Genomic DNA, 17339 nt, shown 5'->3' on the forward strand with positions numbered 1-17339 from the left:
GTTCCCTCCTTAACTTCCAACTCATTCCGACTCATTTTGTTCTCTACCCATTTCATTACTACTTTCGCTCCTCAATCATTTTGCGTGCTACTTCTCGATCGTCAAAATCAAATACTTTTTTACCAATAATTTGATAGGTCTCGTGCCCTTTTCCAGCAATGACAATAACATCATCTGCATGCGCTGCTTCCACTGCATAGCGAATCGCTTCTGCACGATCAGCAATCGTCACATAGTTATCTGTATCCAAACCTTCTTCCATATCTTTTAAAATAGCCAATGGATCTTCACTTCGTGGATTATCAGATGTCAAAATAGCTTGTGTACTGTATTCAGCTGCAATCCGAGCCATGATTGGTCGTTTTGTACGATCTCGATCTCCGCCACAACCAACAATAACATATATATTGCGTTTTGCGAATTCTTTTACAGTTTTTAACACGTTCTCTAAGCTGTCCGGCGTGTGAGCATAATCAACGATAACCGTAAAATCTTGCTCCGCATCAACCACTTCAAAACGCCCAGACACGCCTTCTAACACTTTTATTTCCTCGACAATAACTGACAGAGGAATACCTGACACTAAACATGAAGCCGTAGCCGCTAATACGTTGTAGACGCTGAATTTTCCAATAAGCTTCATTTCTACACGAACCGTTTCTGTCGGTGTTGTCAAGTCGAACGTTGTGCCGCTGTTTGTAATTTGAATATTGGTTGCACGAATATCACTGTCACGGTCAATGCCATAGGTAATCACTGTAGCAGCCGTGTTTTTAATATATTCCTCAGTTGCCGCATCATCAGCATTAAGAACAGCAAACTTAGGACGATTATGGTTATAAGCGTTTCCTAACTGTGCAAATAGCAACCCTTTCGCACGACGATAATCTTCCATTGTATGATGATAATCCAGATGATCTTGCGTTAAGTTACTAAATACCGCCACGTCAAAGTCGCACCCGTGTACGCGTCCTAAGTCAAGCGCATGAGATGACACTTCCATCATCGCTACTTCTACATTCTCCTCCACCATTTGATTAAATGTTTTTTGAAGCGTCAGCGATTCAGGCGTTGTGTTTTTCACATCATAAGACGTATCACCAATACGAATTTCAATCGTTCCAATCAGACCCGTCTTTTTACGTTGTGATTTAAAGATATGCTCAATTAAATGTGTAATCGTTGTTTTTCCGTTTGTGCCCGTTACACCAATTAAATGCATTTTTTGTGTGGGCTGATTGTAGAAAGCATCCGCTAGCACTGCCATTGCTCGCTTTGTACTCTTCACGCGTACAACGGGCACTTCTACATCCACAGGCTTTTCTGCTAAGATTGCTACTGCTCCTTTTTCCACAGCCATCTGTGCAAAGTTATGACCATCAACCGTATAGCCGTCTATACAAATGAACAGTGCTCCGGGCTTAACTTCTCTTGAATCCATTTCAATTGACGTAATATCAATATTCTGTTCAGGAAGCTGAACAAAATCATGTAAATGTGTTAGTAGTTCTCGTAAATCCATTCCTACCATGTCCTCTCTATTTGTAAAGTGAAACGTTTGTTATAAGACGCTATGGCAACTATTCTTCTTTTTCTAGCACCTAACCTATTACATTTTACAGAAAAAGAAGCCCGGAGGGAACACCCCCAAGGCTTATTTGTTGATTTCATGTTCACACGCAGAGTAACCTGCTGATTATCATGCAAGGAAGAATAGTGATTTATAGAGATTTTTATTTTCCCATATAAATTCTAACCGTTTCGCCTTCTTTAACTTTCGTTCCGGCTGCAGGAGACTGCTTGACCACTTTATCTCCTTCGCCACTCACATCTAATTTTAAATTAAGTAGCTGTTCTTGTAACTCTTTTTTTGACATTCCTACGACATTTGGTACTTTTATCATTGGTGTGTCCAGCCACGTTAACTCTTTTTCAATTTGTCCTTTACGCGGTTTAACGTCCATCACACGCAAACTGTCTTCAATCATTTTACCTACAATCGGAGCTGCTACAACTCCACCAAACTGAATAGTGCCTTTTGGGTTATCAACCGCAACATACACGACAATTTCAGGGTTATCTGCTGGTGCAACACCGATAAAAGAAACGATGTGATTATTTTTCAAATACTTTCCATTTTGAGCTTTCTGCGCAGTACCCGTCTTTCCTCCAACGCGGTACCCTTCCACAAAAGCTCCTTTTCCGCTTCCTTGTGCTACTACACTTTCAAGAGCAAAACGCACTTGCTTAGACGTTTCCTCGGAAATAACTTTTCGCTTAGCAACCGGCTTATGACTGCTTACAACTTTTCCGGTAGTTGGATCTACCCACTCTTTGGCAATATAAGGTTCATAAAGCGTTCCACCGTTTACGGCTGCTGAAACAGCAGCTACTTGTTGAATAGGCGTAACAGCAACCCCTTGCCCAAAAGCTGTTGTAGCTTGTTCAACCGGACCTACGCGCTCAAGCGGGAACAATATCCCTTTTGCTTCCCCTTGTAAATCAATACCTGTTTTTTGACCAAAGCCAAATTCTTTAATGTATTTGAACAATTTCTCTTTTCCTAAACGTTCCCCAAGCTCCACAAAACCAGGGTTACATGAGTTCTGTACAACTTCTAAAAAAGACTGCTGTCCATGTCCGCCTTTTTTCCAGCAGCGAAGTCTCGCTCCGCCAACTTCCGCGGCTCCATCATCGTAAAATTGATCTTTTAGTAAATCCACTTTCTTTTCTTCAAGAGCAGCTGCCAGTGTAATAATCTTAAACGTTGATCCGGGCTCATATACGCTCCAGATTGGAAGATTGCGATTATACACCTCAGGCTTCACATTTTTAAAATCCGTCGGATCAAAGCCCGGACGACTTGACATACCTAAAATTTCACCGTTTTTAGGATTCATGGCAATGGCAATCATACCATCTGGATTATAAGCTGTCTGAGCATTATCCAACTCACGCTCCATGATCGTTTGCACACGTGAATCAATGGTCAATCTCAAATCCAGCCCGTCCACAGGTGCTGTGTAGTCATCGGCTATATTGGGCATCTTTTTACCTTTAGCATCAGAATACAATTTAACTGAACCTTTTTGTCCTTTTAGCTCTTTATCATAATATAATTCAAGGCCCGTTAACCCTTGATTATCTACTCCCGCAAAGCCTAATACATGCGACAAATAACTTCCAAACGGATAGTACCGCTTCGAATCCTCAGCTATATATACGCCTTTTAAATTTAAATTTCGCACTTCATTTGCTTTCGCATGTGAAATTTTTCTTCCTTCAGGACGCAAATATACGCTAGAAGAAGCTTTTGTTATTTGTTCATATACTTTTTCTTTTGATGCTCCCAGCACTTTTGCTAACTTTTCAGCCGTAACAGCTGGATTTTCAACTTGTCTTGGCATAACTAAAACGGTCGGTGCGCTTTTATTTGTAGCAAGTGCCACATCATTGCGATCTAGTATCTTTCCTCTTTCAGGTTCAAAAGGAATATTCCGACTCCATAAGTCTTTGGCTTTTTCAGTTAGCGTATCCCCAGTCAGCAACTGTACATATCCAAGCCTTGTATCAATAATCAAAAACACAATAAAACCGACAAACAAAACAATGGCTAGCCTTTTACGAACTGTGACTCCTGATACCCGCATATATTAGAACCTCCTCTGAATCGGCTCGTTCCAATATATGCTTGTACAGGATTCACTAGAACTTAATTTCTAGTCAAGTTGCTTATCGTCTTTTTTACTATCAGACTCACTTTTTTCCGTTTCTTTTAACTTATTTAACGTGCTTGAAAATTCTTTAGGCGTTTCAAGTTCCACTTTCAGATACGTTCCTGCTTTTAACGGATCGCCTGCTTTAATACTTTGACTTACAACATAACCATTTTCAAGTGCGCTAGGTCGAACGTTGACAAATTCGCTAAAGCGAATCACGTCGCGATGTGAAAAACCTGTTAAATCAGGCATTGTCGCTTGTCCAGTTGTCTTAATGAACACGCGCTGTCCAGTAATAATTGTATCAGCAGTCGGTAATTGGCTTTCTACCGTATCTCCTTTACCTATTACAACAGGAATAAGCCCCTTATGTTTTAAGTCTTTCACGGTACTGTCAACTGATTCATTAACGTAAGATTTAAGCTTAATTTCTGAATCCACTTTCTTTTCTTTCGTTTCTTTCCCGTCTTTATCCTTCTTAGTAGGCTCTACACCCAAGTACTGTAAACTATTCTTCATAACTGGATTAAATACGGCAACAAGGGGTTCACTTCCTCCCTCTTGAGGCTTGAGAGTCGGGTTTTTAACGGCTACATAGACAAGCAGCTTTGGATCGTTTGCAGGCGCAAAGCCCATAAAGGAAATAAGGTTTTTTCCGTGCCCATGCAGGTAACCTCCATTTGGAGCGGGAATTTGAGCTGTACCAGTTTTTCCAGCAACATCATACCCCTCAATCGCGTATGGTTTCCCTGTTCCATTTTCTGAAGAAACAACGGTTTCTAAAATATTTAACGTCTCGTTCGCTGCTTTTTTAGAAATTGGCTGCCCCACCACGGTAGGTTTCGATTTTTTAATCGTCTTTTTATTTGTTTCATCGACTACTTGTTTAATTACGTAAGGCTTCATCATCTTGCCGTCATTTGCAATCGCAGTAGCCGCTTGAATTTCTTGAATAGGCGTAAAAGCAGACGCCTGCCCAAACGCAGTGGTTACGCGGTCTCTCGGGTACTTCGTCACTAACTTGCTAGAAGCTTCGTTTGGCAAGTCAATTCCCGTCTTATCCATAAAGCCAAACTTGTCCAAGTATTTATACAAACGATCGGTGCCCAGTTTTTCATTGGCTAAAATAGCCACCGCTACGTTTGAAGACCTTTGAATTCCTTCATTAAATGTAATAGCCCCCCAGCCGACCCCGGCGTTGTGATCGTTAATGGGAACGCTGTTTTTCGTTACTTTATAAGATCCCGACTGATAGCGATCTTCGCCGTTATAAACGCCTGCATCAATTGCGGCTGCTAGCGTAAAAATTTTCATCGTTGAACCAAGTTCATAGCTGTTTTCAACAAACGGATTACGATAAGAAGTGATATCACGAATATTCGGGTCAAATGAAGGACGGTTTGACATCGCCAAAATTTCACCGGTTTTTGGATTCACTACCGTTGCCATTAGCTCTTCTGGTTTATATTCTTTAGCTGCTGTTGTCATCGCATCCTCTAAGAACGTCTGAATTTTTTCATCAATCGTAAGCGTGACGCTGTCTCCGTTTTTAGGAGCTACAATTGACTCTTTTGGATCCGGAAGCTTAATTCCGTTTTTAGCAGCTTCGTATTTCACATATCCATCTTCTTCAGAAAGCTGCTTATCAAATACTTTTTCAATCCCCATTTTCCCTACGATTTTACCCTTATCATCTTTTTGTGCGTATCCTAAAATACTTGAAGCGAATACACCGTTTGGATAGAAACGCTTCGAATCGCGTAAAAACGTGATGCCCGGAAGATTTAGTTTTTCAATTTTTTGCTTCAGCACGTTATCAATGTCACGGCCTCCGGGGCCAAGTTCGACTTGGAATGCCTCTCTTTTAATTCCTCTCGTTAACATGCTTTCAATTTTTGATTCGTCCATATTCAATAGCGGCGCTAGCTTTTCAGCTGTCTTTTCAGGGTCTACCACGTGCTGTGGGTGTTTTTTATCTTCTGACTGCGACTCCTTCAAAATCGCCACAACCGTATAAGCACCCGTGTCTTGGGCGATCGCTTCTCCGTTTCGATCGTAAATCGTACCGCGCTGTCCTTCAATTTTAGACGTTCGCGTGTGCTGTTTTTGTGCAATTTCGGCTAAAACTTCTCCATTTGCTTTACCCGTCGCTTGGATGTAAAAGAACCTGATGGCTAATACAAAAAAGAGCAATGCAAATATTAAAATTAATATTGCTGCTCCTGTACTAATATTGCTATTTTTTCTCGACGTAGTCATCGCAATTAATCGTTAACGACTTTTACGTTATTTTCATTCAATTTTAGTCCAAGTTCTTTTGCTTTTGTCCAAATACGATCGTATGCACTTAACTCTGTTACCTGTAATTTTAACTCATTGTTTTTTGCTTCTTGCTTGTCAATCTTTCCATCGAGTGATTGCACCTCTTCACTGATGCTATAAAGCGAAGATTGATTTGAAATGATTTGCACAGACCCAAACAGCATGAGTGCGACAAACCCAGAATACACAATTTTTTCACCAACCGTGATTTTTCTTTTTGTCTTTCGAACAACTTGACGTACCGTCTTTTGCTGCTTCTGCTGCTGATCTTGCTCTCTTACTTTGTATGCTGCATTGTTCATTCTCGTCCCCTCCTCTTTGTTTAAACCCTTTTATTAGACTAATTTCTCAACAATTCGAAGCTTTGCCGAACGCGCTCGCTTATTTTCTTCTACCTCTTCTTCTGAAGGTAAAATAGGTTTTCTTGTAATGACTTTCATTTTAGGCTTAAATTCTTCTGGAATAACCGGCAGTCCATGAGGAAGCTGCGGAACCGTACTTGCATTTTTAAACGCTACTTTACAAATTCGGTCTTCAAGTGAATGGAAGGTAATAACACTTACACGTCCACCTTTTTTGATCACATCCATAGCCTGTTCAATTGCATCTTCAAATACTTGAAGCTCATCATTTACAGCAATTCGAATAGCCTGGAAAATCCGTTTTGCCGGATGTCCACCCGTTCGTCTAGCTGGCGCTGGAATACCATCTTTAATAAGATCAACCAGCTCTAGCGTTGTTTCAATTGGTTTAGACTCTCGATATGCCTCAATTTTGCGGGCAATTTGTTTGGAAAACTTTTCTTCTCCGTATTGGAAAAAGATTTTCACAAGTTTTTCATAAGGCCATTCATTTACTACGTTGTACGCAGAAAACTTTGAGTTTTGATCCATGCGCATATCGAGCGGGGCCTCATGATGAAAGCTGAACCCTCGCTCTGGTGTATCCAACTGAGGAGACGAGACGCCTAGGTCAAACAATACTCCATCTACTTCTTCAATTCCATGTTTCATTAGCTGCTCTTTTAAATAGCGAAAATTACTTTTGATTAGAATAACTCTGTCTAGATACGGGGCTAATTTTTCTTTTGCATTTTCAAGAGCAACATCGTCTTGATCAAACGCAATTAATTTCCCTTTTTCTGATAGCTGTTTTACGATATATTCACTATGACCTGCTCCGCCAAGCGTGCAGTCAACATATACTCCATCCGGCTTAATATTTAAGCCTTCCGCTGCTTCTTTAAGCAAAACAGTTGTGTGATTAAACATTATGACACCTACTTCTTTCTAAACTACTTAGTTATGTATACAAAAAGCAAAAAACGGTGTTTTTCTTTGATATATATACACGTTTATATTATATATCAAAGTTCAACATTATTTCAGCTATTTATATAAGAATTAAGTAGAATTTTGTCTTTTTGTCACAAATAGTGTCATTTTGTTAAAAGTAGGACATATTCGTAGAATAAAATGTAAGGAATATAAGGTTTTTTTGCACAATTAGAAATAAATACCTTATAAGGATTCAATTGGTTGACATTCACCTTGTAGACTTTTTCTCTTTTCCAAAATAAAAATCCTGCTTTTCAGCAGGATTTTATTAGACATAACAGACTTTTAACTGGTGATTTAATTCGACTTCAGCACTTAGTAAATCTGACACAAATTGCATGCCATAGCCATTTAAATAATACATAATATTCCACATGCGTTCTTGTGGAGCGTTGTAGGGACGAAGAGCAAGTTCAACTTGAGCATATTTTGAATGCTTCACATCGTGCTTAATTAGCTGTTTGGATTCGACAATCTTTTGAATGGTTTCAAACTGCTTTTGAATAATCCCTCGATTTTTAAGCATGACTTCATCAAATGTTTTGTCTTCTTTTTGAATATTTTCACGAAGAGTTTTATGAATTTTTTCAAAATCTTCTTTCGCTTTTTCAAAATACATTTCGTATGGGTTGTGAACTTCTGTCTTAAGCCAGTGCTCCCTCTCTGAATCTACGCCTTCGTTTATTACGTTCGAAAGGTCTAACTGAAGTTCATCCATATACTTTTCGATATGTCTTTCTACGATTGCATAGGATAACCTCGGAACCACGGGAGGCATTTTAAAGCTAAATAAAGAAAATGCTTTTTCAAGCTCTGCCCAATACGCTACTTCCCCGGGACCTGCAATAAACGCAAGGGTAGGAAGTAAGTACTCCTGCATAAGAGGTCTAGTCACAACGTTGTTACTAAGAAGCTCTGGCGTTTGTTTAGCAATTTGAACCAGCTCTTCTTTAGACAGCGCGAGTTCATTTTGCTTTCCAACAAACTGCTCTTGCTCTGCATCTCTTTCTAAAAGTACTCTGTTTTCGTTGTGTGAATAAAAGAGATGGGCCGTTTCTTCTCCCACTTCAATCATTCGTTTGTACTGTTTTTGAAGCTCTGTTTGCTGTTCCATAACGGCTGACGATAATTTGTCATTTTGTTCAATTAACGTCACAAAGAAAGAAGATTCAATGCTGCGCACTTCTTTAGAAGCTGCATCCATTAAAATAAGACCTGACTCTGCGAACATTGTGGTAACCAAATGAGCAAAGAAATCGACATAGGTACGTGATTTATCTAACGCCTCTAAAACAAAGTGTAATACCTGGTTTGTATGCGCCGTTTCGTTAAACGTTTGAAAAACATCACGAACCCAGCTTCTACAGGCTTCATGGTCTAGCTCGATTTGAGAAACCATTTGCTTTTTCTTTAAAGAATGCTTTAACGTTTTCTTTAAAAGCTGGTTTTTATGCTCTGTGTATACATGGTTGATCTCAGCAAAATCATGATCTTCTCCAGCAATCCAAAATACCGGAAGCACGGGCACGTTTAAAGCTTCCTCTTGTTGTTTAGCTAGCAGCACAATTGAAATCACTTTATGAATGGTGTACAAAGGACCTGTAAGCAGCCCCGCTTGCTGACCGCCAACGACTACTACGCTGTTAGGATCTTTTAGCTTTTCAATATTTTCAATCGTCTTAGAAGATGCTCCGTAGCGCTTATTAAAATTAAGCAGATACTCAGCAAGCTGTTCTCTTGGATAAGACTGCTTTTGAACATCCGCTAAACGTTTTTCATATACGTCTTTTTCGTGTATATTATAATGAAAAAAGGAAAGTGCTTGCTTTTCACCTTTTATGTAATCGTTCGTTAGTTTGTTTCCCGCCTTTAAAGAGACGTCTGTAATCTCCATGAAAGAACTTCCTTTCTTTTCCTAATACTTATATTCTCTACATATAGCTTCATTATCCATAATGTAACTGCTCACGTCTAGTAACATGCTTTACAGAGAGGAAATGCGAAAAGCGATCCCACCTATATTTAATACAATATGTGCAATAAGAAACAAAACGAAATTCATCCGAAAGAACCCTTTCGCAATAAGCTTCATTTCTAAGTCATGTTTGACTTTCCAATGTACAAACATCATAATCATTGCTACAACTAAAAGGACTAGCACAATCAACCACAAAAAAGAGTGCCCGAAAATTTCTACAGCTGCATAATGCACGGACAAAATAAGAAAAACCGTAGTAATGTACGTTGCTATGTGGACAGATTTCCTTTTATTTTTCGTCAGTTTGCGTAAAAGCATGTATAGAATAAAAAAACCAACGAGCGGCAGAGTGACAAACGTCGCAAAAACTCCAGCAATAAAACTTCCCATGTTAATCACCCTTTTCTTCTTCGATTCCTTTTATTGACCCATATAAAAAGTCAACAATAGGCGTCGACGTTCTTTTTTCAGCAGCTTGTGTTTGAATATAGCCTAAAATAGCATCAATTTCTGTTTGCCGCCCCTCCTGTATATCTTTTAGCATAGAAGATTGATTTGTACTCGTGCGCGAACAAACCCCCAGTGCATTTTCCCAATAATTAAAAGCTGAATCCAGTTTTAACACAGCGGCAATCTCTTCAAACAATAGACGCATCGTTTTATAAAAGTAGCCGTTATGAATCAGCTGCCCATTTTTTACCCGATACAGCGCCGTAAGAGGATTGATGAGCGCATTTACAACTAATTTCTTCACCAGCATCGCATACCAATCTGTTTCAATCACCCAAGGAAAATTCACAATTGGCAAGATAGACTCCATTTCTCCTCTGTACGAAGCAATACGGGTTGTTCCTATTCCTGTATGATGGACGCTATCCATATTTGTACGCATTGCCCCGTGTTCAACTGTACCCAAATAGAGAGTGCGCTGCGGGAGATTTTTAAGAATTTCAATATGGCTCATACCGTTTTGGATAAACAAAAGGGGAGTATGTATAGTAAGGGTTTTGATAAAAGGAATAATCTCTTTTAAATGATACTGTTTTACAGTAATAATGATTAAATCTGCTTCTTTTATGTTTTTTTCCAGAGGGATAGCACTGACTTTTTTAGTGTGATGTTCCCCTTGTCTATGTAAGGTAATTCCATTATCGTTAATGCACTTTGCTTGAGTTTTTGTTTTCGTATACAAGGTTACATCATAACAATCTGATAAATACGCGCTAAACAACAGACCTAATGATCCGCCTCCAATAATACCTATAGTTTTCATCGTATTTTTTGTTCCTCTTTCCATTATTGAGTTTCATTTTAGCAAAAAAATGCTTTGAATTAAATGCATTCTTAAAATTTTACCTATTCATATAGCCCGTGTGATTAAAAATCACCGGGCTTATTGTAAATTATTTAGAGTGATCCCGTTTTTTTCTATTATACGGGATACACCGGATGTTTACGACGGCTAAAGGTCACATTCTTTGTTTCATATAATCGAAAGCGGTCAATTAAAGTTCGACGCAGTTCATTAGCAGGAACGATGTCGTCAATAATAAGTTCAGAAGCCAGCGTATAGATATCGATGTGTTCTTTATACTCCTGCTGTTTCTGTTTAACAAACATAAACCGCTCTTTCGGATCTTCAATTTCATTAATTTTATTAGAATAGACGGCATTTACTGCCGCTTCAGGACCCATTACGGCAATTTGAGCAGTAGGTAATGCAAGGCAGCAATCCGGTTCAAAAGCTGGACCAGCCATAGCGTAAAGCCCTGCGCCATAAGCTTTGCGCATAACTACGGAAATTTTAGGAACTGTAGCTGAACTCATCGCTGCAATCAATTTTGCTCCATGTCTAATGATGCCTGCTCTTTCTACTTTGGTTCCAATCATAAATCCAGGTACATCCGCTAAAAATAGCAAAGGAATATGGAATGCATCGCACAGTTGAATAAATTTTGCGCCTTTATCTGCTGAATCTACAAACAGCACTCCTCCTTTGACCTTCGGCTGATTGGCAATAATCCCTACTACTTTTCCATCTATTCGTGCAAGCCCTGTTACCAATTCGGCGGCAAACAGTTTTTTCACTTCAAAGAAGCTCCCTTCGTCAATAAGGGTATCAATTGCTTCATAGATATCAAATGGAACATTTTGATTCTCTGGAATTAATTCTACTAAATCCTTTGTCTGCTTAGGCTCTTTAGCTTTTTGTACTTTAGGCTTCTCTTGATAGTTTTGTGGAAAGTAGGTTAAATAAGATTTGGCATACGAAATAGCTTCTTCTTCAGAATAAGCTAACACATCTCCACATCCGCTAACGCTGCAGTGCATATGTGCTCCTCCCATTTCTTCTAGCGTAACCTTTTCTCCAATAACAGCTTCGGCCATACGCGGCGAACCTAAGTACATAGAAGCGTTTCCATCTACCATCACAACAATATCACAAAATGCAGGGATATATGCCCCTCCAGCTGCTGACGGACCGAAGAGCAAACAAATTTGAGGAATGACGCCGGAAAGTTTTACTTGATTGTGAAAGATCCGTCCAGCGCCTCGGCGGTTTGGAAACATATCTAATTGATCCGTAATACGCGCTCCTGCAGAATCCACTAGGTACAGCAAAGGCACATGCAGTTTTTCTGCTACTTCCTGAATCCGAATAATTTTCTCTACTGTTCTGGCCCCCCAAGACCCTGCTTTTACAGTAGAGTCATTAGCCATTACACAAACCGTTTCACCGTTTACTTTCCCAATTGCAGTTACAACACCGTCTGCCGGCAACCCTTCGGCTTTATTATTTGCAAACATGCCGTCTTCTTCATATTTCCCGTCATCAAATAAAAGGGCTAAACGATCTCTTACAAAAAGCTTCTGTTGTTTTGCAAGTTTCTCTTTGTACTTCTCCGCGTTGCCACGCTCTACTTTTTGACGATTTTCATCATATTTTTTCTGAGATTCACCTGTATGTATCATGATATCTCTCCTTTATGAGTTATGAAATAGTCACCAAAACGTCGCCTTCGTTCACAAAATCCCCCACGGCTATATGGACAGTCTCTGCAATACCAGCTTGATCGCTTTCAATAGGAATTTCCATTTTCATAGATTCTAATACAACAACAACTTCTCCTTTGGCTACACTTGCACCTTGCTGAACAAACACATTAAATACCATGCCTGCCATTGTCGCTTTGATTTCACTCATTGTGGTGCTCCTCCTTTATTTAATACGGTTGATAACAACGATGTGTTATAGGTGCCTTTTTCATATAACTCTTCATTTAACAGCTGCTTAAATAGAGGAATATTCGTTTTGATTCCCTCTACAACAGCTTCTGTAAAATATGATTTAGCTAGTTCAATTGCATTTGAACGCGTACGACCAGTAATAATAACTTTTGCAATCATTGGATCATAAAAAGGTGTAACCGCATTCATATCACTGTAGCCGCTGTCTACGCGCGCATAGGTTCGCTCCGGCAAGTGATAACCCGTAATTTTTCCCGGAGCCGGTAAAAAAGTAAACGGATCTTCTGCATAAATTCGAAATTCAATGGCATAGTTATTTGCTGCTATTTCCTCTTGCACACGTGGAAGCTTTTCTCCGCGCGCAGCTAAGATCTGCCACTTAACTAAATCGACCCCTGCAATTTGCTCGGTGATCGGATGCTCAACTTGCAGCCGCGTGTTCATTTCAAGAAAATAAAAATTTTCGTCTTCATCCACAATAAACTCCACCGTACCTGCATTATAATATCCGATTGCTTTAGCCGCTTGAACGGCTTGGTTTTGCATGGCTTGTCGCGTACTTTCTTTTAAAGAAAGCGCAGGGGCTTCTTCAATCACTTTTTGATTTCTTCTTTGTACGGAACAATCGCGTTCAAAAAGATGAACGACATTACCATGCTGATCTCCAAACACCTGTACTTCGATATGTTTTGCGTTTGTGATAAGTTTTTCAATAAACATTCCTTCTTGACCAAAATATGCTTTGGCTCTTGCTTTTGTGGAGGCATACACTTGTTTTACTGCTTCTTCGTTATCGCAGCGCACCATCCCAATTCCGCCGCCACCTCCGCTTGCTTTTAACATAACGGGATATCCAATTAGACTCGCTACTTTACAAGCCTCTTCAACTGACGTCACATCGCCTTCGCTGCCGGGGACAACAGGTACACCCGCTTCTTTCATCGCGGCACGAGCAGCAATTTTGTCGCCCATCATCGAAATGATTTCGGGAGAAGGGCCGATAAAACAAAAACCTTCATCAATCGCTCTTTTAGCAAATGCACTATTTTCCGATAAAAATCCATACCCAGGATGAATGGCATCTACTTTTTCTTCATGACTAATTCGCAGCAATTCTTCTACATTCAAATATGACTTTTGCACAGGAGGCTCTCCAATTCGACGTGCTTTTGTAGCTGCTTGAACATAAGGAAGCTCTGCATCTGCATCGGAATAGACAGCCACCGTTTCAATGCCCATTTGTTTGCATGTATGAATAATACGAAGAGCAATTTCTCCTCGATTTGCAATCAGTATTTTTTTCACCTTTCTCTCCCCTTTCCTCAAATTTCTACTTTCCCCCATATAATTCTACAATAATTTTAAAACTCCTCTACAATTTTTGAAAACGCTTTCTATTTGAATCTCACTTTCCTTTTGCTTCCTTTCTAAAAAGTGATGCTTATAGTAATGTATTCTTCGTATGTAACTGAAAGAATTCATTTTTCCTTATGCGCATTGAATATTCGTTCACCAATCATGAAAACAGAATATTTTGTATTTTTGTTATATAATATTAGATGAACGAACCAAGCCAGTTCGTTTGTCTAGCAAGGAGACATAACAAGGGGGATATGGGATGAATTACGAAGTGAAGCATTTAAAAATTAATTTTAAAACACTAGAAGAGTTCAAGAAATTCAAAGAATATGGCATTCAAGAACTTTCAATGCTAGAAGAATTACATGCCAAAATTTCCGATAATGAAATAAATTCTCCGTTTTACGGTATTTATTTCGGAAATAGCTTAGTGGCTCGGATGAGTCTCTATAAGCGAAACAAACAGTACGATCAATATTTCGAGCCGCCCCAAACGTATATTGAAGTGTGGAAACTCGAAGTGCTCAGCGATTTTCAGCGCAAAGGATTGGGTCAAACCCTCGTTGAATACGCCAAATCCTTTCAATTACCTATCAAAACAAGCCCACGAGTAAAATCGAGTGATTTTTGGTCAAAAATGGGGTTTGTACCTGTAACATATGATATCGATCGTGATTTGGGAGAAAACCCTCTTATTTGGCTACCAAACGGTGTAAGCGAACAAAAATAAACAGCTGATTTCCAGCTGTTTATTTTATATCTATGTGGTATATGTGATCAACATGAAGTAGGGAGCCTTCAAACTGTCCCTTTACTTTTGAACCTTTTCTAAATTTAAATTTTTATCCACTTGAAATTTCACTTTTCTACTTTTTTCATCCTCTTTTAATACAACCATTTTACGAGCCCTCTCCATAATTTCAATAAGAGCTTTATAGTCATCTTCCACAATTAACAAGTTGTTTTGCAAAGCTTTTTTTTCTTTTTCCAAAATCGTTACTTTCTCTTGTAAACGTTCAATCTTTTGCTGCAGTTCTTCATTAGCTTCGAGAAGCTCTGACGAGTGCCTTTGCCCTTGATCTACATTTTCTAAATATTTAATTACCTCATTAAGCGAAATATGTTTCTCTGCTTCCATATATGATAAGCGTGCAGGCTGCTCGTCATCTTTTGAAACAGTTCTTGCTTTTAATTCTTTTCTCTGTTTTTTCGCAAGATCAATACCAGTCTTGTATTGTTTGCGCACAAAAGAATTCCAGCGGAAGCCACAAGCTGCTGATGTTCGTGTAAGTTTCTTCCCCACTTCTTCAAATGCAGCTAGCTGAGTGCCACCTTCACGTATATGACGCAGTACAATTTCTGCGAGTAATAAATCTTCATCATGAGTCCATGCATCTTGACGAGAAGAAGTCATTTTTCTATCCCTCCTTATCCGTACTTATTAAATGAATATGCACCTACTAGATAAGATAGACTATTGTTCCTCTTCTCAATCAAGAAAATCTTTCATATACTTTGAAGCAAAATGGGAAACCTGTGATTCTTTCATCTTTCGCTTATTCACTATATTGCTATGGAAATGCAGTTCATAACTATGCTTTTTTAACGATGACCTTTTGAACCGCTTCTTCATGCTCAGGCGACTCCCACAATATCGAGCAGCGATGAATTTCTTGTTCCATCCGATTCCAAACCCGGCTTTGCTCCCATTTCTCAATAGCGATTTCTTTGTAAGCTTGCAATACATGGGTCGGTTTATGAGTGATAGGCGCTAACCACTCCTCACACCTCATAGTTAGCTCTTTAAACGACGTGACATAGGAAAGAAATCCAATTTGCTTTGCTCGTTCTACTCCATACAGCTGAGCACTGTAGATCATTTCCATCGCTTCTTGATAACGCAGCTTTTCAAGAAGAATGGTTCCTCCTCCCCAGCCTGTTGTAATTCCTAAATTCCCTTGAATAAATCCCATTTCGCTATGTGTTGCACTTATACGGAAGTCACATGCAATCGCAAGCTCACATCCTCCTCCAACCGATGTTCCATTCAAAAGGGCAACTGTGGGTTTTGGGAGTGTTAAAATCTCATAAAGAATTTTCCCCATTTTCGTTAACATTTGAGATGCCTCTTTCGAAGTCTTTAGCTCATGAAATACGCTTAAATCTCCTCCACTGCAAAATGCATCTGAACCAGCACCTGTAATTACGAAAGCTTTTACTAACTGATCATGTTTCACATAATCTACAGCTTGCTGCAGTTCATTCATAACATCATAATCAATAGCATTACGCTTTTCAGGACGATTAATCACAAACGTAGCAATGCCTTGGCTTGTAGTAAACAACTCGCTTTTTTTCATGCTTTTTCCTCCTTATAGACAAGGTATGAATCCTTTTACAACAGTAATTGTTTATTTAAAAAGAGTTCTTGTTCTATAAGAAAAATCCTTCTCTTCCAAAGGGCAGAGAAGGAAAAAAGGCAAAAAAAATAAAAGACCCTTTAAGAGGGTCTTTTATTTAAATAAGCAATTATTTGCTTACTACGTCATTTCCTTTGTAAGTACCACAAGCTTTACATACGCGGTGTGATAGTTTCATTTCACCACAATTTGGGCACTCTACCATACCAGGAACTTGTAATTTAAAGTGCGTACGACGCGTTCTTTTCTTCATTTTAGATGTTCTTCTAAAAGGTACAGCCATTATTCCCACCTCCTTAAAAGAATTTTAAAATCATATGAAGGCCCGAAAGCCGGATCTTCGCATTTTTATTTCTTTTTGTCTTTAAAGAAATTTTCGAGTACGGCTAAGCGGGGATCTACTTTTTCCTGCTGTTCTTCTTCGGTAACAACTTCCCAGTCTTTTCCTGACTGTGGAGCTGCTCCTGCCGCTTGCTGATTTTCACTAAATACCTGCAGAGGAATTTCAACAATAATTAACTCTTGAATCAAAGGTTGTAAATCAACCGTTTCTCCCTCTACAATGCGTACTTCAGCATCTTCTTCATAATCAGCATTCACATTCAATAAAAACGTTTCAGTTGCGTTAATTTCAAACGGATACGGAACGTCAACTAATGTACGAGCACAAGGCAACGTCATTTCTCCTGAGATTTTAAGGTGAAATGTTACTTTCGAAGAGCTAATGTCGGCTCTTCCTTTCACATTTACATCTGACATTCTACGAATTTGAGGATCAGCATTCATAAACTCTTTGCCGTCAATCACTTCGTCAAATGTTAGACCTTTATTTTGCAACTGATACAATTGATGTATTGTCCATTTCATTGTTAATCACCTCAAGGCAACAAAGGTTATTATAGCTTTCACAAGATTATTTGTCAATATTTTTTCTTTACACTATAATGTACTTAAA

16 protein-coding genes are annotated in these 17339 nt (G+C 39.1%); 1 reads left to right on the forward strand and 15 read right to left on the reverse strand.

Features of this window, described 5'->3' with window-relative positions; all coding sequences use genetic code 11:
• Positions 1-58 precede the first annotated feature (58 nt).
• From AC1D0Y_RS02550 to AC1D0Y_RS02600, 11 genes are all read right to left on the reverse strand, one after another.
• Positions 59-1522 (reverse strand): UDP-N-acetylmuramoyl-L-alanyl-D-glutamate--2,6-diaminopimelate ligase, encoded by a 1464-nt coding sequence (locus AC1D0Y_RS02550; RefSeq protein WP_028410766.1) that lies wholly within the window; start codon positions 1520-1522, stop codon positions 59-61.
• Positions 1523-1733: 211 nt separating this feature from the next.
• Positions 1734-3650 carry a stage V sporulation protein D gene (locus AC1D0Y_RS02555; RefSeq protein ID WP_013084856.1) on the reverse strand — a complete coding sequence of 639 codons (1917 nt, stop codon included), beginning with the start codon at positions 3648-3650 and terminating at the stop codon, positions 1734-1736.
• 69 nt (positions 3651-3719) lie between these two features.
• A complete protein-coding gene (locus AC1D0Y_RS02560; RefSeq protein ID WP_253351842.1) occupies positions 3720-5978 on the reverse strand; it encodes a penicillin-binding protein in 2259 nt (752 codons plus the stop codon).
• 5 nt (positions 5979-5983) lie between these two features.
• A complete protein-coding gene (gene ftsL / locus AC1D0Y_RS02565; RefSeq protein ID WP_028410764.1) occupies positions 5984-6343 on the reverse strand; it encodes a cell division protein FtsL in 360 nt (119 codons plus the stop codon).
• A 33-nt stretch (positions 6344-6376) separates the two neighbouring features.
• Entirely contained in the window at positions 6377-7312 is a 936-nt protein-coding gene (gene rsmH, locus AC1D0Y_RS02570; RefSeq protein ID WP_028411477.1) for a 16S rRNA (cytosine(1402)-N(4))-methyltransferase RsmH, read from the reverse strand.
• A 334-nt stretch (positions 7313-7646) separates the two neighbouring features.
• Positions 7647-9272 (reverse strand): bacillithiol biosynthesis cysteine-adding enzyme BshC, encoded by a 1626-nt coding sequence (gene bshC / locus AC1D0Y_RS02575; RefSeq protein ID WP_477707325.1) that lies wholly within the window; start codon positions 9270-9272, stop codon positions 7647-7649.
• Between the two features lie 90 nt (positions 9273-9362).
• Positions 9363-9746, reverse strand: a complete 384-nt coding sequence (locus AC1D0Y_RS02580) for a DUF3397 domain-containing protein (RefSeq protein ID WP_028410761.1) — start codon at positions 9744-9746, stop codon at positions 9363-9365.
• Between the two features lies 1 nt (position 9747).
• Positions 9748-10629 (reverse strand): 2-dehydropantoate 2-reductase, encoded by an 882-nt coding sequence (locus AC1D0Y_RS02585; protein WP_028410760.1) that lies wholly within the window; start codon positions 10627-10629, stop codon positions 9748-9750.
• A gap of 158 nt (positions 10630-10787) precedes the next feature.
• A complete protein-coding gene (locus AC1D0Y_RS02590; protein WP_013084862.1) occupies positions 10788-12329 on the reverse strand; it encodes an acyl-CoA carboxylase subunit beta in 1542 nt (513 codons plus the stop codon).
• A 19-nt stretch (positions 12330-12348) separates the two neighbouring features.
• Positions 12349-12561, reverse strand: a complete 213-nt coding sequence (locus AC1D0Y_RS02595) for a biotin/lipoyl-containing protein (RefSeq protein WP_013058971.1) — start codon at positions 12559-12561, stop codon at positions 12349-12351.
• Positions 12558-13910, reverse strand: coding sequence for an acetyl-CoA carboxylase biotin carboxylase subunit (locus AC1D0Y_RS02600; RefSeq protein WP_057243122.1), 1353 nt, complete (start codon positions 13908-13910; stop codon positions 12558-12560). The genes AC1D0Y_RS02595 and AC1D0Y_RS02600 overlap by 4 nt, the downstream gene beginning before the upstream one ends.
• A gap of 313 nt (positions 13911-14223) precedes the next feature.
• Between AC1D0Y_RS02600 and AC1D0Y_RS02605 the strand changes: the two genes are divergently transcribed.
• The gene (locus AC1D0Y_RS02605) at positions 14224-14694 is read left to right on the forward strand and encodes an N-acetyltransferase (protein WP_013058973.1); all 471 of its coding nucleotides are present in this window, start codon (positions 14224-14226) and stop codon (positions 14692-14694) included.
• Between the two features lie 81 nt (positions 14695-14775).
• On the opposite strand, the gene AC1D0Y_RS02610 is transcribed toward AC1D0Y_RS02605, so the two are convergent.
• The 4 genes from AC1D0Y_RS02610 to AC1D0Y_RS02625 form a co-directional block, all read right to left on the reverse strand.
• Positions 14776-15378 (reverse strand): RsfA family transcriptional regulator, encoded by a 603-nt coding sequence (locus AC1D0Y_RS02610; protein ID WP_013058974.1) that lies wholly within the window; start codon positions 15376-15378, stop codon positions 14776-14778.
• Positions 15379-15556: 178 nt separating this feature from the next.
• On the reverse strand, positions 15557-16324 hold the full coding sequence (locus tag AC1D0Y_RS02615; protein WP_028410758.1) for an enoyl-CoA hydratase/isomerase family protein: 768 nt from the start codon (positions 16322-16324) through the stop codon (positions 15557-15559).
• 169 nt (positions 16325-16493) lie between these two features.
• Complete coding sequence (rpmF, locus tag AC1D0Y_RS02620) at positions 16494-16667, reverse strand: 50S ribosomal protein L32 (protein ID WP_013058976.1); 174 nt, start codon at positions 16665-16667, stop codon at positions 16494-16496.
• A gap of 65 nt (positions 16668-16732) precedes the next feature.
• Complete coding sequence (locus AC1D0Y_RS02625) at positions 16733-17251, reverse strand: YceD family protein (RefSeq protein WP_014458367.1); 519 nt, start codon at positions 17249-17251, stop codon at positions 16733-16735.
• Positions 17252-17339: the final 88 nt, after the last annotated feature.

It is taken from the genome of Priestia sp. P1_B12_1, assembly GCF_056406695.1.

Coding starts and splice junctions, on each gene's coding strand:
- AC1D0Y_RS02560 (WP_253351842.1), bottom strand. CDS start 5,978: ATGACTACGTCGAGAAAAAATAGCAATATTAGTACAGGAGCAGCAATA.
- AC1D0Y_RS02595 (WP_013058971.1), bottom strand. CDS start 12,561: ATGAGTGAAATCAAAGCGACAATGGCAGGCATGGTATTTAATGTGTTT.
- AC1D0Y_RS02580 (WP_028410761.1), bottom strand. CDS start 9,746: ATGGGAAGTTTTATTGCTGGAGTTTTTGCGACGTTTGTCACTCTGCCG.
- AC1D0Y_RS02615 (WP_028410758.1), bottom strand. CDS start 16,324: ATGAAAAAAAGCGAGTTGTTTACTACAAGCCAAGGCATTGCTACGTTT.
- AC1D0Y_RS02585 (WP_028410760.1), bottom strand. CDS start 10,629: ATGAAAACTATAGGTATTATTGGAGGCGGATCATTAGGTCTGTTGTTT.
- rpmF (WP_013058976.1), bottom strand. CDS start 16,667: ATGGCTGTACCTTTTAGAAGAACATCTAAAATGAAGAAAAGAACGCGT.
- ftsL (WP_028410764.1), bottom strand. CDS start 6,343: ATGAACAATGCAGCATACAAAGTAAGAGAGCAAGATCAGCAGCAGAAG.
- AC1D0Y_RS02550 (WP_028410766.1), bottom strand. CDS start 1,522: ATGGATTTACGAGAACTACTAACACATTTACATGATTTTGTTCAGCTT.
- AC1D0Y_RS02555 (WP_013084856.1), bottom strand. CDS start 3,650: ATGCGGGTATCAGGAGTCACAGTTCGTAAAAGGCTAGCCATTGTTTTG.
- AC1D0Y_RS02590 (WP_013084862.1), bottom strand. CDS start 12,329: ATGATACATACAGGTGAATCTCAGAAAAAATATGATGAAAATCGTCAA.
- AC1D0Y_RS02605 (WP_013058973.1), top strand. CDS start 14,224: ATGAATTACGAAGTGAAGCATTTAAAAATTAATTTTAAAACACTAGAA.
- rsmH (WP_028411477.1), bottom strand. CDS start 7,312: ATGTTTAATCACACAACTGTTTTGCTTAAAGAAGCAGCGGAAGGCTTA.
- bshC (WP_477707325.1), bottom strand. CDS start 9,272: ATGGAGATTACAGACGTCTCTTTAAAGGCGGGAAACAAACTAACGAAC.
- AC1D0Y_RS02610 (WP_013058974.1), bottom strand. CDS start 15,378: ATGACTTCTTCTCGTCAAGATGCATGGACTCATGATGAAGATTTATTA.
- AC1D0Y_RS02625 (WP_014458367.1), bottom strand. CDS start 17,251: ATGAAATGGACAATACATCAATTGTATCAGTTGCAAAATAAAGGTCTA.